Origin of the sequence: Promicromonospora kroppenstedtii, from assembly GCF_044389675.1 — a bacterium.
In the GTDB taxonomy this organism is placed as follows: domain Bacteria; phylum Actinomycetota; class Actinomycetes; order Actinomycetales; family Cellulomonadaceae; genus Promicromonospora; species Promicromonospora kroppenstedtii.
Window position 1 is genome coordinate 136,736 of record NZ_JBIRYI010000001.1, and the last position, 21,302, is coordinate 158,037.

Consider the following 21,302-nt stretch of genomic DNA (forward strand, 5'->3'; position numbering starts at 1 on the left):
GCCGGAGGTCGGGCCAGGATGGCGACATGAACAACGCAGCTGAGACCCCCGGCGAGGCGGACGAGACCTACGACGTGATCGTGATCGGCGGCGGGCCGGTGGGCGAGAACGCGGCGGACCGCGCCTCGCGCACCGGGCTGTCCGTGGCCCTGGTCGAGTCCGAGCTCGTGGGCGGTGAGTGCTCCTACTGGGCCTGCATGCCGTCCAAGGTGCTGCTGCGGGCCGGTACCGTGCGTGCTCTGGCCCGGGACACGCCTGGCCTGGCCGACCCGGGGGACATCGACGTCGCCGCGGTCCTGGCCCGGCGCAACGAGATCACGAACGACTGGGACGACTCCGGCCAGGTCTCGTGGGTCGAGGGCGCCGGCCTGACGCTCGTGCGCGGGCACGGCCGGCTGGCCGGCGAGCGGCTCGTCGAGGTCACGGTGCCGCGAGAGACGCCCGCCGGGTCGGCCGCCGGTGGCGACGAGGACGGCGACGTCGGCGGCGGGCTCGGCGAGGCGGAGACGGGCGAGGCCCCGGTGACCCGGCTGCTGCGCGCCCGGCACGCCGTGATCGCCGCGACCGGCAGCGTGCCCGTGCTGCCCGACACCCCGGGTCTGGCGGCGGCCTCGCCCTGGTCCAGCCGCGAGGCCACGGGGGCCGAGTCGGTCCCCGAGTCGCTCGTGGTGATCGGCGGCGGCGTGGTGGGCGTCGAGATGGCGAACGCCTATGCGGACTTCGGCACCAGGGTGACGCTGCTGGCCCGGGGCGGCCTGCTGTCCAACGCCGAGCCGTTCGCGGGCGAGATGGTCGCCGAGTCGCTGCGCGCGGCCGGCGTCGACGTCCGGACGGGCGTGACCGTGGCGTCCGTGGACCGGCCGGGCACCGGGAGCGAGAGCGAGCCCGCCGGCCCGGTGACCGTCAGCCTGTCCGACGGCGACAAGATCACCGCCGCCGAGATCCTGGTCGCGACGGGGCGGGTGCCGCGCACGGCGGACCTGAACGTGGAGGCCGTGGGCCTCGACGAGTCGGGGCTCGGGCGCCACGGGGCGCTCCCCGTCACCGAGTCGCTCGAGGTCGTGGGCGTGCCCGGCGGCTGGCTGTACGCCTGCGGCGACGTCACCGGCCGGGCGGCCACGACGCACCAGGGCAAGTACCAGGGCCGCGTCGTCGGCGACGTGGTCGCGGCGCGGTACGGCACGCAGGCGGGCGACCGGTCCCCGACGACGGATGACCCCGGGCCCGCCGTCGGGCAGGAGGGGCAGCCGTGGTCGCGTTACGCCGCGACCGCCGACCACGGCGCGCGCGTCCAGGTGGTGTTCACGAGGCCGCAGGTCGGCTGGGTGGGGCCCACGGAACGCGAGGCGCGCGCGGCCGGGATCCCCGTCGAGGCCGTGTCGTACGACCTGTCCTGGATGGCGGGCGCGAGCGTGGACGGCCCCGGGTACACGGGGCGGGCCCAGGTGCTGGTCGACACGCAGCGGCGGGTGCTGGTGGGCGCCACCTTCGTGGGGCCCGACGCCGGCGAGATGCTGCACGCCGCGACCATCGCCGTCGTCGGCGAGGTGCCGCTGGACCGGCTGTGGCACGCGGTCCCGGCGTACCCGACGGTGAGCGAGGTCTGGATCCGTTTCCTGGAGTCCTACGGCCTGTGATCTGACTCCGCTCCGGGGCTACAAAACCTTTCGAGGCCTAAGTTTCTTCGCTTTGAGCCCGCTCAAAGCGAAGAAACTCAGGCCTCGAAAGAGAACTGCGAGCGGCAGGTCAGCTCGTGGGCGTCAGCGACCCGTCCGAGCTGAAGACCAGGCCGAGGGTCACCTCGCCCTGCTGCAGCGCGGACTTGGTCAGCGGGCCGCCGGCGTCGAGCGAGCGGAACTCCGCGAACTCCAGGCCGTAGGTCTCCTCCAGGCCCGGCTGGCAGAACGGGCGCTCCGTGCACTCCGGCGGGCCGCCGAGCACCAGGCCACCGCACGCCTCGGCGAGCGAGCTGAGCGTGGTGAGGCTGTGCTCGTCCGCGAACGCCTTGGTCACGGCGAAGGCGTTCTGGTCCTGCGCGGGGGAGGGCTGGCCGAACACGAGGCCGACCTCCTCGCCCAGACCTGTGAGGCCCTCGACCGTCGCGTCGAGGTCGCTGCTCGCGACCGGCTCGGCGTCGGCCCCGTTGACGTCCTTGTTGATGAACTCGGTCAGCGTACCCACGTACTCGGGGATCACCTGGACCTGCTTGCCGTCCTCCAGCGCGGGGAGGTAGGCCTCGCGGTTGCCGATGGTGGTGACCTCGGCGTCGTACCCGGCGGCGTTCAGCACCGTCGCGTAGATGGTGCCGAGCGTGGCGCTCTCGGCGAAGTCGGCGGCGCCGACGACGACCTTGCCGCTGCCGCTCTGCTCGGGATCGTCGAGGCCGGCGTCGGCCACGAACTCCTCGGCGACCTCCTTCGAGGTGCGGCGGTCGACGTCGACGGCCTTGTTCAGGCCGATGAGGGTGTCGGTGTCGAGCACCGCGGAGACGGTGTCGAGCAGCGGGATCAGCGTGTCGTCGCCCTCCACCGCTGCCGCGTTCACGGCGGGGATGATGTTGTCGACGGTCTGGAGCTGCTTGTCGTCCTCGAGCACCACCAGCTCGTCGCCGGGGACCGCCTCGCAGGCCGCGAGGCTGCTGCCACCGGTCTCGCTGCTGCCACCCCCGCCCCCGGCCGAACCGGGTTCGCCACAGGCGGTCAGGAGCGCGAGGGAGACGACAGCTGCGGCGGCGCCGACCGCGCGGGGCAGGGAGACGTGCGTACGGGGGAACTTCATCGAATTTCTCCGAACGTGGGTGGCGTACATCTGTTCTACGGCTTCGATCTGTCCCATTCGACCCCGGAGAGCGGCCGATGGCAAGGGATAAACCCGCTCGTGAGGATGTCGTTACATTAGGCCGTCCCGCGGCTTCTAGCCCGCGCGGACCCGCAACGGCGCCGGCGTGGTCAGGCGCTGGCCGATCGCGAGCACACCGTCGATCGCGAGGCACAGCCCCGCGACCACGATGCCGCCCGCCAGCACCTCGCCGTACCGCTGCGTGCCCATGCCGAGCGCGATGATCTGGCCCAGGCCGCCGCCACCGGCCAGGGCGGCGAGCGGGATCGTGGCGACGACCTGCACGATCGTCACCCGCAAGCCCGCGGAGACCAGCGTCGTGGCCAGCGGCAGCTCGACCTGCAGCAGGATGCGCCCGTCGCTCATGCCCATGCCGCGCGCGGCGTCCTTGGCGTCGGGGTCGGCGCCGCGCACGCCCTCGTAGGTGTTGACCAGCAGCACCGGTACGGCGAAGAACGCCGCGGCGATCACGGTGGCGGTGTTGCCGAACAGCCCGCCCGCGGCGAGCAGCAGGATGATGCCCAGCGTCGGCAGCGCGCGGGACGCGTTCGTGAGCCAGACGACGGTGCCCGCTCCCCGGCCGCTGTGCCCCAGCCAGGCACCGGTCGGGATGGCGACGGCGGCGGCGACGGCCACCGCGATCGCCGTCATGACCAGGTGCTCGCCCGCGAGCTCGAGGATGCCGCCGGGCTCGGTCCAGGTCAGGGGGTCGTTCAGCCAGACGATCGCCTCCTGGAGGACGCCGGTCGGGGCGCTCATGCGGCCCTCCCGCGCAGCCAGGGGGTCAGGAGTCTGCCGACGGCCCACAGGGCCAGGTCGAGCACGAGCGCGAGCGCGATGGTCGCGAGCGTCGCCGTCATGATCTCGGCCCGGTAGAAGTTGTTGCGGAAGCCCTGGAACATGAGCTGACCCAGCCCGCCGTACCCGACGACGACGCCCACGGTCACCAGCGCGACGGTGGACACGGTGGCCAGCCGCAGGCCGGCGATGATGCTCGGCAGCGCGCTCGGCATGGCCACCTGCACCAGGAGGCGGCCGGGGCCGTAACCCAGCCCGCGGGCGGCGTCGGTGACGGCGGGGTCCACGGTGGACAGCCCCGCGACCGTGTTGCGCAGGATGATCAGCAGCGCGTAGACCACCAGGCCCACCAGGACCGGTGTGCGGCCGATCCCGAGCAGCGGCGCCAGGATCGCGAACAGCGCCAGCGACGGCACCGTGTACATGACGGCCGCCGTGCCGAGCACCGGCCCTGCCATCCACCGCGACCGGGAGACCAGTGCTCCCAGCGGGATGGCGATGGCGGCCGAGATCGCGACCGCCTCGATCGTCAGGCCGGCGTGCTCGACGGTGCGCTGCCAGATCAGGGGCGCGTTGTCGACCACGTACGACCAGGAGAACCACGGGTTGCCGGGCATGCCGTAAAACCTATCGTGCTCGTCACCCGGTAGGTTCGAGCACATGGCCTCTCGCACCGTGATCGAGCTCGACACCGTCCGCAAGGAGTTCGGGAGCGGCACCGTCGCCGTCGAAGGACTCAGCCTCTCCGTGCGCGAGCACGAGGTGCTCGCCCTCGTGGGCCCGTCGGGCTGCGGCAAGTCCACCACGCTGCGCATGGTGAACCGGCTGGTGGAGCCGACGTCGGGCCGGATCCTGCTCGACGGCGAGGACGTCACCAACAGCAATCCCGTGGCCCTGCGGCGCCGCATCGGCTACGTCATCCAGAACGTCGGGCTGTTCCCGCACCGGACGGTCGAGGCGAACATCGCGACCGTCCCCGGCCTGCTCGGCTGGGACCGGCGGCGTACGCGGGCGCGCGTGGCCGAGCTCCTGGACCTCGTGGGCCTGCCCGCCGCCACGTACGCGAAGCGGTACCCGCACGAGCTGTCCGGCGGTGAGCGCCAGCGCATCGGCGTGGCACGGGCCCTGGCGACGGACCCGCCCGTGCTGCTGATGGACGAGCCGTTCGGCGCCGTCGACCCGGAGTTCCGCCGGCACCTGCAGACCGAGTTCCAGCGCATCCAGCAGGAGACGGGCACCACGGTGATCCTCGTGACGCACGACATCGACGAGGCCGCGCGCCTCGGCGACCGCATCGCCGTCCTGTCCCGCGGCGGCAAGCTGGAGCAGGTCGCGAGCCCGCTCGCGGTGCTGGCCCACCCGGCGTCGGAACGGGTGCGGGACTTCATCGGCGACGGCGCGGCCTCGCGGATGCTCTCGCTCGCCCGGGTGGAGACGACGGACCTGGACGGCGCCGACCGGATCGTCCAGCCCGCGCCCGCCCCCGTGCGGCTCGGCGCGCGCCTGACCGACGCGTTCGAGGCGGTGGCGGCACTGCCGGCGTCGGCCATGGGACGCGTGCCCGTGGTGGGGGAGACGGGGGACGTCGTCGGCTCGCTCACCGCCGACGGGATCCTCGGCGCCCTGCGCCGGGCGGCGGATGCCGCGGCCGACACCCCCTGGGACGCACCGGGGACGGAGACGGCCGAGGAGCCCGCGGACGCCGACGGCGCCGCTGTGACCGACGCCGCGTCCTGACCCGCCCGCAGGCCGGGACCTCGGACAACTCGCCCGATAGTCTCGGGGCGTGACCAACGCACGTGTAGCCCTCGCGACCTGCTCCCAGCTGCCTGACCTCGACAAGGACGACGTGCCGCTGATCGCGGCGCTGGCCTCGCGCGGGATCACCGCGGAACCCGCCGTGTGGGACGACCCCGCCGTCGACTGGCAGGCCTACGACCTCGTGCTGGTCCGCTCCACCTGGGACTACTCGCCGCGGCACGACGAGTTCCTCGCGTGGGCGCGCTCGCTGCCCAAGGTGGCCAACTCCGCCGACGTCATCGAGTGGAACACCGACAAGCGGTACCTGCGCGAGCTCGAGGCCGCGGGCATCCCCGTGATCCCCACCATCTGGCTCGACCCGGCCCGGCACCTGTCCAAGCGCGCGGTGCACACCCGCATGCCCGCGTTCGGCGACTTCGTGGTCAAGCCCGTGGTCAGCGCCGGTGCCCAGAACACGGGGCGCTACCAGCCCGTCTCCGCCGAGTCGCGCGGCAAGGCCATCGCGCACGCCACCCGCCTGCTCGACGACGGCCGCTGGGTCATGATCCAGCCCTACGTCACCTCCGTGGACACCACGGGCGAGACCTGCCTCATCTTCGTCGACGGCGAGCACACCCACGCCATCCGCAAGAACGCGCTGCTCACGGGCCCCGCCGAGGACACCGGCGAGCTGTACGCCGAGGAGGAGAACTCGGCGTACGAGGCCACGCCCGAGCAGATCGAGGTGGCCGAGCGGGCGCTCGCCGTGGCGCGCGCCGCGACCGGCGCGGACCTCACCTACGCGCGGGTGGACCTCGTCACCGGCGACGACGGGGTGCCCATGGTCATCGAGCTCGAGCTCACCGAGCCGTCGCTGTGGATGAAGTACGGCACCGGCGTCGAGGACAAGCTGGCCGACGCGGTGGTCAAGCTCCTGGGCTGAGCCGGGGGCGGCGTCGGCTGCCGGCGGAGAACGGAAGAGGGCCCCTCACCGGAGTGAGGGGCCCTCTTCTGCACGGGGTGAGCGACGGGACTTGAACCCGCGGCCCTCGCGACCACAACGCGATGCTCTACCAGCTGAGCTACGCCCACCATGCTCGTCGGTCCTGGACCGGCGACCGTCGAAAAGCATACATGGTCAGCGGCCACGATCCGAACTCATACCTACGGAGCGAGCTGCTTCGTGACGGACGTCTCGGCGACGTGCGCGGCGGCGGCCCGTGCGGTCGCCGTGTCGGGGCCCGGCTGCGCGGGGAACAGCACCTCGCGGTAGTAGCGCAGCTCGTCGATGGACTCCAGGATGTCGGCCAGCGCGCGGTGCCCGCCGTCCTTCTTCGGGGAGGCGAAGTAGACCCGCGGGTACCAGCGCCGCGAGAGCTCCTTGATCGAGGAGACGTCGATGATCCGGTAGTGCAGGTAGTCCACCAGCTCGGCCATGTGCAGGTCGAGGAAGGACTTGTCGGTGCCGACCGAGTTACCGGCCAGCGGAGCCTTGCCCGGCTCGGGCACGTACTCGCGGATGTAGGCGAGGATCTGCTCCTGCGCCTCCTCGAGCGTCAGCCCCTGGTCGAGCTCCGCGAGCAGGCCGGACGTCGTGTGCATGGCGCGCACGAAGTCGTTCATCTGCGACAGCGCCTCGGCCGGAGGTTTGACCAGGACATCGACACCGGTGCCCAGGACGTTGAGGTCGGAGTCGGTGACGATCGCGGCGACCTCGATCAGCGCGTCGGCGCGCAGGTCGAGGCCGGTCATCTCGCAGTCGATCCAGACGATGCGCTCGTTGGGGTTGGGAAGGCTCACCGGCCCACCCTATTCCGTCCGACGCGCCGCTGGTGTACACGGGTGCGGTACGGGGGCGGTCCCCTTGCCTGTCGGCACTTGGCATCGAGATCGGCCCAGGCCTGGGCCGATCTCGATGCCAAGTGCCGAGTCTGCGGTGCAAACTGCCGCGCGCGTCGGTGGTGGGTGCACGAAGACCCTTCCGTGGAACGACGGTGGTCGTCCAGGGAAGGGCCAGGATGTGCGCGTCAGGCCAGTGGCCGACGGGTCAGATCAGGCGGAGCCGCTTCGTGCGCTTGGCGGTACGACGCTCGGGGCGCTCGCGCAGCGCGCGCTCCTGGGCGCCGGCGACCTCCGCGCGGCGGGCGATCTCCGCGACCTGGGCGCGGCCGATGTAGTAGGCGGTCTGGGCGTGCATGTCCGTGGTGGTCCTTCCAGGGGTGGGGAGGGGGGTGACGGTCGCAGCGGGCGTGCTCCGGGCCGGGTCGCGGCGCGGTGCTCCTCAGTGTTTCCGTCGTGTTACATCATCCCTCATTCGGGAAATCCCGCGCAAGGCGGACAGCGGTGATCTGCAGCACCCTTGCGCAGGTCAGCGCCCGTACAAGAACGAAGCAGAGCGTGTGCGGGACACACGCTCTGCTTCGTGGATGTCGGCGGCGCCGGTTGCCGGAGGAGCTCCGGCGGGCGCCGTACGGGTCATGCGGACCGCACGCGCAGGGCGGGTGCCGGTGCGCGGTTGTCGGTCCGGTGTGCGGCGCGGGCCTCGGCCCTGCGTCGCTTCTGCTCCTCGCGGAGCTGACGGAAACGCCGGTACTGCTCGGCGTCCCGGAGGCGGTCCCGGTGAAGGGTCTGCGCCAGGTCGTACTCGGTATGCACGTGAGTGCCTTTCGTGACGCTGGATTGCCGGTCTCCCGACAGAGGGTCTGGCCTGACCCTGTCCACCGCCCGGTCTGGGACCGGACGGACGTCACCGCGGTGTGCCTTGAGCCTCCCAGGAGGCTGCGGTGCGGCGCACGGCTTTATTCGGGCGAAGTCGCTAAAGATTCCTTGCGCAAGTTCTCTTTAGCGTCCTACGCTCGCCGCATGCCCGAGCAGAAGCAGCCAGAGGTCCAGGGGTTCACCCGGCCGACGCAGCCCGAGGACGCCGTCATCTCGCAGGCCGACGCCATCAAGGCCATGACCCACCCGCTGCGCATCCGCCTGCTCGCCCTGTTCGGCGGGGGCGTGGAGCTCACCGCCACCCAGTGCGCCGAGCGCACGGGGGAGTCCGTGGCGAGCTGCTCGTTCCACCTGCGCCAGCTCGAGAAGTACGGGCACGTCGAGCGCGCCGAGCCGCACGGCAAGGAGCGGCCGTGGCGGGCCGTCAGCCGAGGGTTCAGCGTGCGGCCCGACCTCGCGGACCCGGAGTCGTGGCCCGCCGCCCAGGCGTTCGGCAGCATGTTCGTGGCCGAGCAGTTCGCCGCCCTGCAGCGCTGGCTCGCCGATGCGGGACGGGACGACCCGGCCTGGCTGTACGCCACCACCCAGACGCACCAGGAGTTCTGGGTGACGCGCGACGAGCTGGACGATCTCTCCCGGCGGCTCGAGGAGCTCACCGAACGGTTCCGCGGCCGCTCGGAGGACCCCGGCAGGCGCCCGCCCGGCGCGCGCCGGGCCCACCTGTTCGGCGCGGTCTGGTCCGAGATCCCGGACCCGGAGGGCGAGGACGCATGACCACCACCACGCCCGCCGACCCCGCGCGGCACCTGCGGACCCCGGTCTTTCGCACGCTCGTGGTGGGCTGGACGCTCGCCAACGTGGCCGACTCGCTGCTCACGCTGCTCATGGCGGTCTGGGTCGCCGACCTGACCGGCAGCGCCGCGCTGGGCGGCGTGGCCTTCGCGCTGCTGGGTCTGCCCGCGCTCGCCTCGCCGTTCCTGGGGCACCTGGCGGATCGGGTCTCGCGCCGGCTCATGCTCGTGGCCGCCTACGTGGTGGGCGCGCTCGGGCTGGTGCCGCTGTTCTGGGTGCACCGGCCGGACCAGGTCTGGGTCATCTTCGCGTCCACGCTGGTCTACTCCGCGGTCGCGTACGTGACGGGCGCCTGCCAGTCGGGCATCCTCAAGGACCTCCTGCCGAACGAGGCCCTGGGGCACGCCAACGGCCGCCTCTCGATGATCGACCAGGTGTTCCGTGTGGCGCTGCCGATCCTCGGCGCCGCGGTCTACGCGCTGGTCGGCGTGGTGCCGCTGGTCGCGGTCGCGATCGGCGGGTTCGCGGCGGCGGCCGTCGTGTTCCTGCTCGTCCAGGTCGTCGAGTCCCGGTACGAGGACGACCCGGCCGAGTCCTACCTCGCGGCGATCACTGCCGGGTTCCGGCACCTGTTCGGCACCCAGCCGCTGGGCGGCATGACCTGGAACGCGGTGATCGTCTTCGCCTCGGTCGGTCTCGTCAACGCCGTCGTCTTCGCGGTGCTCGACGGGCTGGGCCTCCCCTCGGCCTGGCTCGGCCCGCTCACCGTGCTGCAGGGCGTGGCCGGGTTCGTGGCCGGGGCGGTCACACCGCGCCTCATGGCCCGCTTCGGGCGGCCGCGCGTCTACGCGCTCGGGATCCTCGCCGCCGGGCTGGCCTTGGTGCCCCTGATGTTCAGCTGGGTGGTCCCGGCGGTGGCAGCGCAGGCGCTGCTCGGGTTCGGCGTGACGGCCGCGGTCATCGCGTGGGTCACCGAACGCCAGGTCCGCACGCCCGAACGGCTCCAGGGCCGGGTCGCCGCGGCCGGGCACCTGGTGAACAACCTGCCCGGCACCGTGGTGACGGCGCTCGGCGCGGGGCTGCTCGCGTTCGTCGACTACCGCCTGCTCGTGCTGGCCAACGTCGTCGTGGTGGTCGGGGCCGGGCTGGTCGCGCTGCGCCTGCGCCGCACCCCCGACCCGGAGGTGTCAGACGCTCAGGTCACCCGGGCGGCCTGAGCGTCTGGCACGACGGGGTCAGGCCTCGCCCGGCAGGGCCTTGCGGATCACCAGGCGCGTCCACGCGCCGACGAAGACCCGGTCGTTCTCCTCGATCTCCCGGCGCACGCCCTGGCTCAGCGGACTGTCCGGCAGCGGGTCGCCCGCCGCCGAGACGAAGGTCCCGTTCGACGAGCCCAGGTCCTCCACCCACCACCGCTGACCGTCCGTCGTCAGCTGGCAGTGCCGCCGGGACACCCCGGGGTCGCTGCCGCAGTCGATGTCCGGCGTGATGCCCCGTGACCTGGACGGCCGCCCGACCAGGAGGCTGCGCTGCCGCAGCGTCACCAGGCCGGGCAGACCCGCGGACGGCATCGGGTCCTCCGGCCGCTCGTGCGCGTACCAGTCGGGATCCACCCAGATCTCGGCCACCCAGGCGGCGTCGCCGGGGACCGGCGCCGCGGCGAGCCCGCCACCCTCGGCCGACGGCGCAGGCGACGGCACACCGGCCGACGCCGCCGGTCCGGCCGGCGCGGCCCCCGCCGGAACCGACCCCACGGGCGCCGGGCCCACCGGCGCCGAGCCCCCCGCCACGTGCCCGGACCCGGCACCGCCCGGGACCGAACCCGTCCCGGGCTGCGTCGCCCCCAGGTCCCCGAGGTCCAGGCCGGACGACGGAGCCGCGGGCGGGGCCGGCGGCGCCGGCGTGCCGGTGGTGAAGTCGTATCCGCAGTTCTCGCAGAACAGTGATTCGGCGGGGGACAGGTCGCCGCAGTTGGGGCAGGTCACGGGGCCGGACTCCGACCCGGCGGACGCGCCGGCGGCGCCCTCGGCCGAGGGCGCGGCAGAGGCGGCCGACCCCGGCTGTCCGGGACCGGCCGCCGAGCTCGCCGGGATCGGCGTGCCGCAGACGTCGCAGTAGTCCGTGGCCTGGCTGGTGTGTCCCTCGGGGCAGACGACGGTCATGCGCGCCTCACCCGGGTGGTCTTCGTGGACGCGGTGTCGAGTGCCATCTCGTCCAGCTTGGCGGTGTTCCGCTTGAGCCGCACGGTGCCCTCCTCCTCGTTCTCCACCTCCACGATCTTGCGCAGGCGCGAGGTGGCCTCGTCGTTGCCGGTCTCGGCGGCGAGCTGCACCGCGCGGCCGAGCTTCACCGTCGCCGTCGCCTCGTCGCCCGACGCCTTGGCCGCCAGGCCCTCCTGGATGGCCGAGGCGAGCTCCGCCTGGCCCGTGTAGTGCGCCACCTCGGGGCTGATCCGGGCGGTCAGGGTCGAGTCGTCCGACCACTTGGCCTTGACCAGGCCCGACGCCGCCACCTCGTCACCCACCGCCACCTGGACGCGAGCCGCGAGCTGCTCCGAGCCCACGGGCTTCGCCGCCACGCGGACCGCCACGTGGTAGTCGCGGGTCTCGTCGCCCCACGCACCCGTGGGGTACCCGCTGGTCAGCGCGTTCACCTCGGTGCGCCGGCTCGTCAGGTCGTCCACCTCGGGGGCCACCTGCTTGACGAACAGCACCTGCGAGCCCTGCGGCGCCCACACGCGCAGGTCCACCGCCGCGACGCCGCGGGACATCGACTTGCGCACCAGGGCCGCGAAGTCCTCCGCGATGTCCTCCGGGCGCGCGATGAGGTCCACCGTGCCGAGCAGCGCCGTCGAGATCTTGCGCAGCTCCTCCACCACCCAGCGGTCGCCCACGCCGCGGGCGTCGCACTGGAAGTGCCCCGTGACGTGAGTGATCATCTGGTCCAGGTGCATCTTCGGCTCGGACTCGTTCTTGCCGTCCGTGAGCAGGATCAGGTGCTTCTGCGCCGCGGGGACAGTGGCGAACAGGTCGTCGGCGAGCCGCAGCCACGTCGAGATCGCCGTGCCGCCGCTGGCCGCCATGGTCGAGATCGCGCGCTTGGCCTCGGCGCGTGCGCCGGGCTCCATGGCCACCATCGGCACGCGTGCGTTCGGGTACGGGAAGATTCTCGTGGCCACGTGCGATCCGCCGATGATCGCGAACAGCGTGCCGTCGGGGATCTGGTCCACGGCCACCGCGGCGGCGTGCTTGGCGGCCTCCATGTTGCGGCCCTGCATGGAGCCGGACGTGTCGACGGCGACGATCTCGGCGACCTGGCCCGCGCCCGCGCCACCGGCGTCCGCGGTGGCGGTCGCAGCGGTACCTGCCCCGGCGGCCCCCGCGCCGGTGCAGGTCACGGACACGATGGCGTGCACGTCGGTGCCGCCGTCGGACAGGAACTCGTTCTGGAAGACCTCGGCGGAGAACTCGGCCACGGTGGCTCCTCTCGGTTACGGCAGGCTAGCGCTGCTCGGTGACAGTCGGGGCGATCCGCGCGAGCGCGGCGGTGATGTTGTCCCGCCCGCCCTGAGCGTTCGCCCAGCGGACGAGCGCCGCGGCAGCGGCGTGGGGTTCGCCGCAGCCGGCGAACTTGCGCACGAGCTCACCCATCTCGTGCGCGTCGGAGCAGTAGTTCCACAGGCCGTCGGAGCAGACCAGCAGCCAGCCGGGCCCGTTCGGCACGGTCGCGGCGCAGCGCGCGTCGGTGTCGGGGGCGTCGGGCCCGAGCCACCGGGTGATGGCATGCGCCTGCGGCGACGTCTCGGCCTGGGCGCGCGGCACGCCGGCGGCGATCATCTCCTGCGCCCAGGAGTCGTCGACGCTGAGCTGCTCCGCGGGCCCGGCGTCCGGCAGCCAGTACACGCGGGAGTCGCCCAGCCAGCCCGCGACGATCAGGTCGTGGTCGACGACGGCGGCCACGAAGGTGCACGACGGCGGGTCGTCCGCGACGTCGGTCCCCTTGGTCGCGGCGAGCTGCTCGGCGGCGCCGCGCACGGCCTGGCCGGCGGCGCGCGACGCGGCGACCATGGCATCGGTCCAGCCCGCGATACGGCGGCTGGTCGCGCCCTCGACCGAGCTCGGCCCCTCGGGCCCATAGGCCACGAGGACGTCCCGCGCGGCCCGGCTCGCGGCGAGCGAGGCGACGTCGGAGTCCGGCGCGCTGGAGACGCCGTCGCACACCACCAGCGCCGCGAAGGCGCCGTTCGCGGCCAGGGCCATCGCGTCCTCGTTGCGCGCGTGCCGGATGCCGCGGTCGCAGACGCCCGCGACCCAGGTGGCCGGCCGCTCCTCGAAGTGGTCGCGCTCGGACTGCCCGAGGGCGCCGCAGTCGGCGCAGTAGCCGTCGTCGGCGATGACGCCGCCGCAGGCCGCGCACCGGCGGTTGCCCCCGGCCTCGCCCGTCGCGGGGTCGAGGTCCAGGACCGTGGGGGCCACGTCCAGCGTCACCTCGGAGGGCAGGGACGGGTCCGGCCCGCCGGTGCCCAGCGCGGTGCCGCAGTTCTCGCAGAACCTAGCGCGGGGCGCCGCGTTCTCCCCGCAGCTGGGGCATCGGACGAGGACGCTGTCTTCGGCACTCATGTCTGGGTGGATCTCCTTGCCTTCGTCAGGGCTCCCGCCCTGTTCATCGCCACGTCCACTGCCGTACGGAGTTTGCCCGGTCCACGAGCGCCACGCGCTCCGAGCGCTTGTCCGTGAGGTGGGCGAGGTTGCGCAGGGCGAGCTCCAGGCGGTCCCGCAGCAGCCCCTCCTCGGCGCCCACGCCCGCCACGCGGAGGCTCGGCAGGGGGCCGTCGCGAAGCACGATCTCCAGCGCCTCGACGAGGGCCGCGACGGTGATCTCGGCCTTGGGCCGGTCGGGCACGTGGGCGGCGTCGAGCCCGGCGACGGCGTCGGCCAGGTCCACCAGCGAGCGGTGCGCCTCCACGAGCAGCCGGGCCCGCTCCAGGCGGGCGTCCGGGAACGACCCGCGCGTGGGGCCCACGAGCTCCAGGGCGCCGAGAGCGCCGTCCAGGTCGTCGCCCCCGGACCGCACGCGGGCCAGGCCGAACGCGGCCGCACCCGTGTAGTTGGCGTCCGCCCGGGCGATCGTGCCGTAGAGCTGCTCGGCCACGCCGGGCTCGCCCGACAGCTCGCAGACCGTGGCGAGCGCCAGCTTGGGCGCGGGCTCGCCGGGCACCTGCCCGTAGACGGCGTTGAACGACGCGCGGGCCGCGGCGGCGTTGCCCGTCGCGAGGTGTCCGAGGCCCTCCAGCCAGGCCGCGCGCCACTCCCATGGGTCGTGCTCCAGGATCTGCGCCACGGTGGACCGGAGCAGCGTGCCGTCGCCCGCCTCGATCGCGGCGCGGGCCACGGCGAGACGCACCTCGACGGTGTGCTCGGCGGGGTCGGCCAGCGCCTTGATCCGCTCGGCCGGGTCGGCGACGTTGACGCCCGCCAGCCAGGATGCCATCGGGTCGGTCGAGTCGACCTTCAGGAGGGGCAGCTCGTTCCAGTCCAGGGCGCCGTCGGCGCCGTCGAGCGGCGGCACGCCGAACAGCACCGACTCGGCCGACGTCGTGGCGGTGTACCCGGGCCCCTTGTCGGTGGCGACGACCTCGCGCAGCACGCCCAGGAGCTGCACCCGGGCCTCGTCCACCGACGCGAACCGGTCCGCGGGCGCCGGGGCGCACGCCTTGGCGAGCCAGCGGTAGAACGAGTCGTACTTCTGGAACACGGGGGTGTCGGCGACGGGCGGGAACGACGCCTGGTAGACGGTCGTGTTGCCCCGGAAGTCCAGCACCAGGGAGGCCAGGGTGCGGCCGAGCGTGAAGATGTCCGACGCCACCGACGGGCCGACCTCGGGCACCTCGGGCGCCTGGTAGCCGACGGTGCCGTAGATGGCCGACGTGAGGTCGTCGGTGCGGCGCACACCGCCCAGGTCGATCAGCTTGACGCCGTCGCCCTGCGCGATGATGTTGTCCGGCTTGAAGTCGCAGTACAGCAGGTCGTGGTCGTGCAGGTAGCTGAAGGCGGGCAGCACCTCGAGGATGTAGGCGATGGCCTGGTCCACGGGCAGTGGGCGGGGCTGGCCGTCCTGCTCCCGGCGGTCCTTGAGCACGTCCTTGAGCGACCGGCCGCCCACGAACTCCATGACCGTGTAGCCCAGGCCCTCGTGCAGCACGAAGTTGAAGATCTCGACGATGAGCGGGTGCTCCACCTCGGCGAGGAACTGCCGCTCGGCGACGGCGGCCTCGTACGCCTCCGTGTCGCCCGCGTTCAGCAGGCCCTTGAGCACCACCCAGCGGCCGCTGACGTTGCGGTCCCGGGCCAGGTAGATCCAGCCGAGGCCGCCGTGGGCCAGGCAGCCCACCACCTCGTACTGCCGGGCCACGAGGTCGCCGGCCTTGAGCGCGGGCGTGAAGTCGTACCGCGCGCCGCAGTGCCCGCAGAACCCGGCGACGCGGCCGGGCACGCCGTCCCTGGCCCGGCCCACCGGCTGTCCGCACGTGGGGCAGAACCGCTTGGACTCCGCGAGCTCGGGCGTGGCCATGACGGCCTGCAGCGGGTCGGCCACCGGCGTGTGCGGCACGGTGGTCAGGCCCGCGCCGAGGCGGTGCCCGCGCAGGCGCGTCGAGCCGGTGCCGACCCGGCGCGTCTGGCTGGTGCCCCCGGTGACGCGGGCCGAGCCCAGGGCGGTGGACGCGAGGCGCGAGGAGCTGGTGCGCCCGGTCGACGGCTGGGCCATCGCGCTCGGCACCGAGCCCGACGCGCGGACCGTGGTCGCGTCGAGGTCGCCCTCGGCCCAGGACGCCGCGACGGCGGCCAGCGCGTCGCCGTCGGGGTTGCCGCCGGCGGGCGTGCCGCAGACGTTGCAGTAGCCGTCCTCGATGGTGCCGGTGCAGCCCGGCTCGGCGCACTTCTGTTCGGTCATCGGTGTCCCTCCGGGAGGTCGCGCACGAGCGTCTCGAGCTGCTCGGTGAAGTGCCGGGCCAGGGCCAGGTCGCAGGGGGTCGCGTCGAGCACGTCGCGCACCTCGTCCTCGCCCGCCTTCACGGCCGGCGACGACGAGCGCCCGTTGCCCTGGGCCTTCGTCATCAGGTTCTTGACGCGGTAGCGCAGCTCGGCGCGCTCCCGCAGCGGTGCGGTGTAGGCGTCCTCGACCTTCTCCATGGCGCGCTCGACGGCGCCCAGCCGCTGGACGTAGGTCGTCAGCGCCGCCTGCTCGTGCGGCACCTCGCCGAGCCGGAGCACGTCCGGGATCGCGAGCCGCGGCGGGTCGGCGACCTCCCGGCGGCAGCGGTCGGCGATGCTCGCCAGCCCGGGCGCCCGGCCAGCGAGGGCGGCGCGCAGCTCGACGGCGCGCTCGCGGTCCTTGGCGAGCGACCGGCTCCGGGCCGCGTGCACGATGAGGTCCCGCTCGGTGCGTGCGACCTCGTCCTCCAGCGCGCCCAGCGGCCCGGTGACGTCGGCGCCGCGGGCGGCGTCCGCCTTGAGCCGGCTGAGCCGGTCGCGCAGGCGGGCCACGGCGGCGTCGTCCTCCGTGGTGGCCGTGGCGCGCGCGGCGTCCTCGGCGCGGACCACCCCGGCGGCCAGCGCCCGGAACCGGGCGGTGACGTCGGCGGCGTGCGGGTCGAACGACAGCCGGGTGGCGAGCTGGTCGGCCTGCGCGTCGCACAGCCGGGCGGCGTCGACCAGGGACAGGAGGGACGTGGCGGGGTCGCCGCCGAGGCGGCCCCAGACGAGCTGCGACATGCGCTCGCGCGCCACGGCGTCGGCCCGGCCGGAGTCCCAGATCTCGATCAGCTCGTCGGTGCGCGTGCGCACCGCCTGCCACAGGGTCAGGGCCAGCACGACGTCTGCGGTGACCGCGTCCGCGCCGGCCTGCCGGGCCGCGGCGTCGAGCCGGTCCAGGTCCGCCCGGCGCACGTCGAGCCAGGCCTGCAGGTCGGACAGGTAGGTCAGCAGCGCGGCGGGCTCGGCCGCCACGCCCAGGGCACCGGGCGGCGCCGGCGCGCGCTGTGTCCGGCTCACGGCGTCCGTCCGTACACGGGCTCCGGCGCGTCCGGCGCGCTGCCGAGCGCGTCGCCCAGCCAGCGGTCGTACGACTTCTCCCACTGCCCGCTGGAGACCATGTCCTCCAGCACCCCGTTGACGAAGCGCACCATGTCGGCCTGGCCGGCGGGGATGCCCACGCCGTACGGCTCGTCACTGACGGCGTCGCCCACCACCTTGGCGTACGGGTCCTGGGCCGCGAAGCCCGCCAGGACGGTGTCGTCACCCGTGATCGCGTCCACCGCACCCTGCTGGAACAGGACCAGGCACGTGGTGTGGGTGGCCGCGGGCACCGCTTCGACGCCCTTCCACTCCGCCAGCCGCTCCAGGGTCGTGGTGCCCTCCGGCGCGCAGACGCGCTGGCCGTCCAGGTCGTCGATGCTCTCCACGTCCGACGTCGAGGGCACCAGCAGCTTCTGGCCCGCGTGGTAGTACTCCGCCGAGAACGCGATGTTCTCCCACCGGTCGCAGTTGATCGTGAACGCGCGCGTCACGACGTCGACGTCGCCGTCCTCCAGGACGGTCTCGCGGTCGCCCGAGGTGATGACCCGGAACTGGATCTTGTCCGGGTCGCCCAGGATCGCGTCGGCGATCTGCCGCGCCACGTCGATGTCGAAGCCCTCGATGTCGCCGTTGAACGGGTTGCGCGAGCCCATGAGCAGGGTGTCCGCCGAGACGCCGACCCGGAGGGCCCCGCGCTCGCGGATGTCGGCCATCGTGGAGCCCGACGTCACCTCGGGGCTGCCGTCCGGGTCCGCCGAGGCGACGGCCGGCAGGCCGTCGCCGCAGTCCGCCGCAGCGGTCGCCGTGCCCGACGTCGTGCCGCCCGTCGCGGCCCGCGGCGCCGCGCCCTGCGCGGTGTCCTGCTCGGACTGCTGCGCGGAGCCCGCCGCTGCCGCGCCGGTCAGCAGCTGCGTCGTGGGCTGGGGCGCGCACGCCGCGGTCGTGCCCACCAGGGCCAGCGCCACCAGGGCGGCGGCGATCGGTCTGCGGGCTGCGCGCGTGCTCATCGGTACTCCTTCAGGCGGACGTTCATCCCGGCGGCCGCGGCCACGGCCCCGGCGACACCGAGCACGAGGGCGACCCACGCGGCGATCTGTGCGGTGGTCGCCGCGGAGCCCAGCCGGCCGACGGCGTCGGCGCTGGTGGCCTCGACGTCGGCGTGGGCCCGGTCGGAGAACGCGGTGAAGGCCGCGCCCGCCGAGTCGTCGGCCGTGGACGTCGCCGCCTCGACGGCACCCTCCCAGTCACCGCCGTCGTCCAGCTCGCGGATCTCGGCGTGCCTGGCGTCCCACGCGTCCAGCAGCTCGCGGGGCGAGTCGGAGCCGGAGCCGGTGCTCGGGACGGCGTCCGCCGCCTCGTCCAGCAGGTTGCGGGCGTCGGCCACCGCGGTCTGGTAGGTCTCCTCGAACTCGGCGCCGGAACCGCGCTTGATCAGCGTGAACGACTCCATCGACTTGGCGTCCGTAGCCTGCGACAGCGCCTGGGACGTGGCGACCGTCGCGGCGTACGGGCCGCTCGCGACCGACCGGGCCACGCCGTTGCCGCCGAGCACCGCGACCGTCGCCACGATGCCGCCCACCAGCAGGGCGACGCTCGCGGCGGCCAGGCCCAGGTTGAGCCGGCGGCGCGTGCGCCGGGCCAGCCAGAGCTGGACGGCGGCCAGTGCCACCAGGCCCAGCAGCACGAACAGCAGCAGGGCCTGGGCGAGCGTGACGGAGGTCAGGTCGGAGTCGACCCGCTCGGACGTCGAGACGGCCACCTGGTCGAGCGTCGGCAGCACCTCGTCGCGCAGCGCGGCCGAGGCCTGGTCCAGATAGGCGGCGCCCACGGGGAAGCCCTGCCGGTTGTTGGCCCGGGCCGACTCGACCAGGCCCGCGTACCGCTGCACGGAGTCGGACACCGTGGCCAGGTCGGCGGTCTCGTCCGCGCCCTGCGCGGTGGCGGACAGGTTCGGCAGGGCCTGTGCGGCCTCCGACAGGCTGGCCTCGTAGCGCTCCCGGGCCTCGGTGGGCTCCAGCCCGCCGACCAGGAAGGCGTTGGTCGCGGTCGCGTCCGCCGACACCAGGTCGTTGCGCAGCTCCTGCGTGCCCACGAGCTGGGCGGCGTCGCGCTGCGCGTCCCGCAGCGCGGCCGCCTGGCTGTTGCCCGCCAGGAACCCGGTGACCGCCAGCAGCAGGCACGCCACCACGGCCACCGCGGTGGCCAGGGCGAGGCGGCCGGGGGTGGTCGCGAGCTCCGCCGTGATGCGGTCCCGGAAGCCGGGGCGGGCGGACGGGGTGTCGCCGGGGGCCGGCGGGTCCGGGTCGGCCGGCGGGCCCGCGGTCGTCTGGGGTGCGGTCACAGGGTGGCCTCGCTGTCTGTCCCGATGTCCACGACGTCCTCCAGGTCTTCCGGGACCAGCGTGCGCAGCTGGTCCACCGTCGGTCGTTCAACGTCCCGCAGGCGCCAGGCGTGCCGGGCGATCGCGGAGTCGAGCACGTTGCGTGCCCAGCGGCCGTTGCCGAAGCCCTCGCCCCGCACCTGGTCCGCCGCGAGACGGTCGAACCGGTCGAGGGTCTCCGGCTCCGGCTCGAAGTCGGCGGAGCCCGCCATGGCCGCGAAAATGCGGCGCAGCTCCTCGGGCGAGTAGTCCTCGAACGTGATGGTCCGCGCGAACCGGCTCTCCAGGCCCGGGTTCGTCGCGATGAACCGGGCCATGGGGCCCGGGTAGCCCGCCACGATCACCACGAGGTCGTCGCGGTGGTCCTCCATGTCCTTGACCAGCGTGTCCACGGCCTCGCGACCGTACTGGTCCTCGGCCAGGGCGTACGCCTCGTCGATGAACAACACGCCGCCCAGGGCGCGCTGCACCACCGCCGTCGTCTTCTCCGCCGTCTGGCCCAGGTAGCCCGCCACCAGCTCGGAGCGGTCCACCTCCACGAGGTGGCCCTTGTCCAGCAGGCCCAGCGCGCGGTAGATGCCCGCCACCAGGCGGCCCACCGTGGTCTTGCCCGTGCCGGGGTTGCCGGTGAACACCAGGTGGCGCGTCAGCGTGGGGGAGGTCAGGCCCGCCTCGGCGCGCAGACGTTCGATACGCAGCAGCTCGGTCTGGCGGTGGATCTCGTCCTTGACGCGGCCCAGGCCGATGAGCTGGTCCAGCTCGTCGAGCAGCTCGGCCAGCGGGCGGGGTTCGTCCGCCGGTTCCGGTTCTGGCTCGCCCTCGGGCCCGGCCGCCCGGGCGGCCGGCTCGGGTTCTGTGGCCGACGGCGTGGGGGTGACCGCGTCGACCGGTGCGCCGAACTCCAGGCCCTGGTCGCCCGCCGGCCGGGGCGCGGCCGCGCGCCCCGCCGCCGCGCTGCGGTGCACGGCCTTGGTGCCCTCGGCGGCGGCGATGGCACTGATGCTCGGGTCGCCGAGCCCGGCGGCGGCGTCGACCACCGCGGCCAGCGCCTCGGCGTAAGCGGCCGCGTGGGCCGAGCCGTCCGCGACGAGACCCGCGAGCAGGTCCGTCGGGGCGGAGCGCCAGCGCCGGGCGCCCACTGCGGCGTCGAAGAAGGGCTGCAGCGTGGCCGACGCCGGACGGCCGGGGGACGTCGCCGCGAGCCAGTCGGCCGGGGCGCCGGGGGAGGACTCGGCGACGGCGGCGGCCAGCCGCTCGCCCTCGGCGCGGGCCGCCGGGCCCCCCACGCCGGCGGCGGTGCCGGCCCGGGCGAGGGCGTCGAGGGCGGTGGCCAGCGCCGTCGTCGTCATGGGGCCTCCAGGGGCGCGGGGCCCGACGTCGGACCGGGGCCCGCCGCGCCCGGGCCGGGCAGGGCCTGGCCGGGCTGGACCTGACCTGGCTGGACCTGGCCCGGGAGCGTGAGGCCCGAGGTGCCGAACTTCTCCTCCAGGAACCGCCCGTGGGCCACGAGGGCCACGGCATCGGCGCGGGAGACGGCGTCCGAGATCTTGTCGAGCGTGGCGCCCAGCAGGTCGAGCTGGTCGCAGAGGATCAGCAGCGACGTCTTGCCGCGGTCCACGACGCGCCGGTCGGCGAAGTCACGGGGCAGCCTCAGGTACGCGTCGACGGCCTCGGGCAGGTAGCTCGTGGCCGTGGCCACGACGGTGTGCGCCTGCTGGGAGCCGGGGCCGAGCCGGTCCAGGCGCGGCACCATCTCGTGCACCGTCTCCACCACGCGCTGCACGCGGGCGGTCACGGCTGCGGGGGCCCTGCCGGTCGCGCGGGCCAGGACGGCGTCGACGGACGTCACGATCTGCTCGGTCGTGGGCGGTGCCGGTACGGCGACGGCCTGCTCCTCCTCGGGGCGTCCGCCGCCGAAGATCCGCTGCCACCAGCCCATACGTTCCCCCGTGCCTGCGGCC

General features: G+C 74.0%; 20 protein-coding genes and 1 tRNA gene. 5 read left to right on the forward strand and 16 right to left on the reverse strand.

From position 1 onward, the window contains the following. Positions 1 to 26: 26 nt before the first annotated feature. Positions 27 to 1,637 carry a dihydrolipoyl dehydrogenase family protein gene (locus tag ACH47X_RS00630; protein ID WP_397400425.1) on the forward strand — a complete coding sequence of 537 codons (1,611 nt, stop codon included), beginning with the start codon at positions 27 to 29 and terminating at the stop codon, positions 1,635 to 1,637. Between the two features lie 109 nt (positions 1,638 to 1,746). Here the strand turns inward: ACH47X_RS00630 and ACH47X_RS00635 are convergent, their stop codons facing one another. The 3 genes from ACH47X_RS00635 to ACH47X_RS00645 form a co-directional block, all read right to left on the reverse strand. Beyond that, complete coding sequence (locus ACH47X_RS00635; RefSeq protein WP_397400427.1) at positions 1,747 to 2,778, reverse strand: glycine betaine ABC transporter substrate-binding protein; 1,032 nt, start codon at positions 2,776 to 2,778, stop codon at positions 1,747 to 1,749. Between the two features lie 135 nt (positions 2,779 to 2,913). Then, positions 2,914 to 3,597, reverse strand: a complete 684-nt coding sequence (locus ACH47X_RS00640; RefSeq protein WP_020013239.1) for an ABC transporter permease — start codon at positions 3,595 to 3,597, stop codon at positions 2,914 to 2,916. Beyond that, positions 3,594 to 4,253, reverse strand: coding sequence for an ABC transporter permease (locus ACH47X_RS00645; protein ID WP_397400429.1), 660 nt, complete (start codon positions 4,251 to 4,253; stop codon positions 3,594 to 3,596). The genes ACH47X_RS00640 and ACH47X_RS00645 overlap by 4 nt, the downstream gene beginning before the upstream one ends. A gap of 43 nt (positions 4,254 to 4,296) precedes the next feature. Here ACH47X_RS00645 and ACH47X_RS00650 point away from each other — a divergent pair, with 43 nt between their 5' ends. Together ACH47X_RS00650 and ACH47X_RS00655 are read left to right on the forward strand one after the other, a co-directional pair. Further along, positions 4,297 to 5,373, forward strand: a complete 1,077-nt coding sequence (locus tag ACH47X_RS00650) for an ABC transporter ATP-binding protein (protein ID WP_397400431.1) — start codon at positions 4,297 to 4,299, stop codon at positions 5,371 to 5,373. A gap of 49 nt (positions 5,374 to 5,422) precedes the next feature. After that, positions 5,423 to 6,319 (forward strand): RimK family alpha-L-glutamate ligase, encoded by an 897-nt coding sequence (locus ACH47X_RS00655; RefSeq protein ID WP_397400433.1) that lies wholly within the window; start codon positions 5,423 to 5,425, stop codon positions 6,317 to 6,319. Positions 6,320 to 6,395: 76 nt separating this feature from the next. Here ACH47X_RS00655 and ACH47X_RS00660 read toward each other — a convergent pair. The 4 genes from ACH47X_RS00660 to ACH47X_RS00675 all read right to left on the reverse strand — a co-directional run bounded on the left by ACH47X_RS00660 (position 6,396) and on the right by ACH47X_RS00675 (position 8,031). Further along, positions 6,396 to 6,468 (reverse strand) — tRNA-His (locus ACH47X_RS00660). Positions 6,469 to 6,540: 72 nt separating this feature from the next. Further along, positions 6,541 to 7,176, reverse strand: coding sequence for an oligoribonuclease (gene orn, locus ACH47X_RS00665; protein ID WP_397400435.1), 636 nt, complete (start codon positions 7,174 to 7,176; stop codon positions 6,541 to 6,543). 247 nt (positions 7,177 to 7,423) lie between these two features. After that, positions 7,424 to 7,573, reverse strand: a complete 150-nt coding sequence (locus ACH47X_RS00670) for a hypothetical protein (protein ID WP_020013234.1) — start codon at positions 7,571 to 7,573, stop codon at positions 7,424 to 7,426. A 278-nt stretch (positions 7,574 to 7,851) separates the two neighbouring features. Then, complete coding sequence (locus ACH47X_RS00675) at positions 7,852 to 8,031, reverse strand: hypothetical protein (protein WP_397400437.1); 180 nt, start codon at positions 8,029 to 8,031, stop codon at positions 7,852 to 7,854. 207 nt (positions 8,032 to 8,238) lie between these two features. On the opposite strand from ACH47X_RS00675, the gene ACH47X_RS00680 reads away from it, so the two are divergent. Together ACH47X_RS00680 and ACH47X_RS00685 are read left to right on the forward strand one after the other, a co-directional pair. Further along, entirely contained in the window at positions 8,239 to 8,868 is a 630-nt protein-coding gene (locus tag ACH47X_RS00680; protein ID WP_397400439.1) for an ArsR/SmtB family transcription factor, read from the forward strand. After that, positions 8,865 to 10,103, forward strand: a complete 1,239-nt coding sequence (locus ACH47X_RS00685) for an MFS transporter (RefSeq protein ID WP_397400441.1) — start codon at positions 8,865 to 8,867, stop codon at positions 10,101 to 10,103. The genes ACH47X_RS00680 and ACH47X_RS00685 overlap by 4 nt, the downstream gene beginning before the upstream one ends. Before the next feature lie 18 nt (positions 10,104 to 10,121). Here the strand turns inward: ACH47X_RS00685 and ACH47X_RS00690 are convergent, their stop codons facing one another. The 9 genes from ACH47X_RS00690 to ACH47X_RS00730 are packed head-to-tail and all read right to left on the reverse strand — an operon-like array spanning position 10,122 to position 21,280. Beyond that, a complete protein-coding gene (locus ACH47X_RS00690) occupies positions 10,122 to 11,048 on the reverse strand; it encodes an FHA domain-containing protein (protein ID WP_397400443.1) in 927 nt (308 codons plus the stop codon). Continuing rightward, positions 11,045 to 12,361, reverse strand: coding sequence for a VWA domain-containing protein (locus tag ACH47X_RS00695; protein ID WP_397400445.1), 1,317 nt, complete (start codon positions 12,359 to 12,361; stop codon positions 11,045 to 11,047). The genes ACH47X_RS00690 and ACH47X_RS00695 overlap by 4 nt, the downstream gene beginning before the upstream one ends. 25 nt (positions 12,362 to 12,386) lie before the next feature. Further along, complete coding sequence (locus ACH47X_RS00700) at positions 12,387 to 13,505, reverse strand: PP2C family serine/threonine-protein phosphatase (RefSeq protein ID WP_397400447.1); 1,119 nt, start codon at positions 13,503 to 13,505, stop codon at positions 12,387 to 12,389. 43 nt (positions 13,506 to 13,548) lie between these two features. Then, the gene (locus ACH47X_RS00705; RefSeq protein ID WP_397400449.1) at positions 13,549 to 15,837 is read right to left on the reverse strand and encodes a serine/threonine-protein kinase; all 2,289 of its coding nucleotides are present in this window, start codon (positions 15,835 to 15,837) and stop codon (positions 13,549 to 13,551) included. Continuing rightward, positions 15,834 to 16,937, reverse strand: a complete 1,104-nt coding sequence (locus ACH47X_RS00710; RefSeq protein ID WP_397400451.1) for a hypothetical protein — start codon at positions 16,935 to 16,937, stop codon at positions 15,834 to 15,836. The genes ACH47X_RS00705 and ACH47X_RS00710 overlap by 4 nt, the downstream gene beginning before the upstream one ends. Next, on the reverse strand, positions 16,934 to 17,968 hold the full coding sequence (locus tag ACH47X_RS00715) for a glutamate ABC transporter substrate-binding protein (protein ID WP_397400453.1): 1,035 nt from the start codon (positions 17,966 to 17,968) through the stop codon (positions 16,934 to 16,936). The genes ACH47X_RS00710 and ACH47X_RS00715 overlap by 4 nt, the downstream gene beginning before the upstream one ends. Beyond that, entirely contained in the window at positions 17,965 to 19,302 is a 1,338-nt protein-coding gene (locus ACH47X_RS00720) for a hypothetical protein (protein WP_397400455.1), read from the reverse strand. The genes ACH47X_RS00715 and ACH47X_RS00720 overlap by 4 nt, the downstream gene beginning before the upstream one ends. Beyond that, a complete protein-coding gene (locus ACH47X_RS00725; protein ID WP_397400457.1) occupies positions 19,299 to 20,690 on the reverse strand; it encodes an AAA family ATPase in 1,392 nt (463 codons plus the stop codon). The genes ACH47X_RS00720 and ACH47X_RS00725 overlap by 4 nt, the downstream gene beginning before the upstream one ends. Further along, the gene (locus tag ACH47X_RS00730) at positions 20,687 to 21,280 is read right to left on the reverse strand and encodes a hypothetical protein (RefSeq protein ID WP_397400459.1); all 594 of its coding nucleotides are present in this window, start codon (positions 21,278 to 21,280) and stop codon (positions 20,687 to 20,689) included. The genes ACH47X_RS00725 and ACH47X_RS00730 overlap by 4 nt, the downstream gene beginning before the upstream one ends. Positions 21,281 to 21,302: the final 22 nt, after the last annotated feature.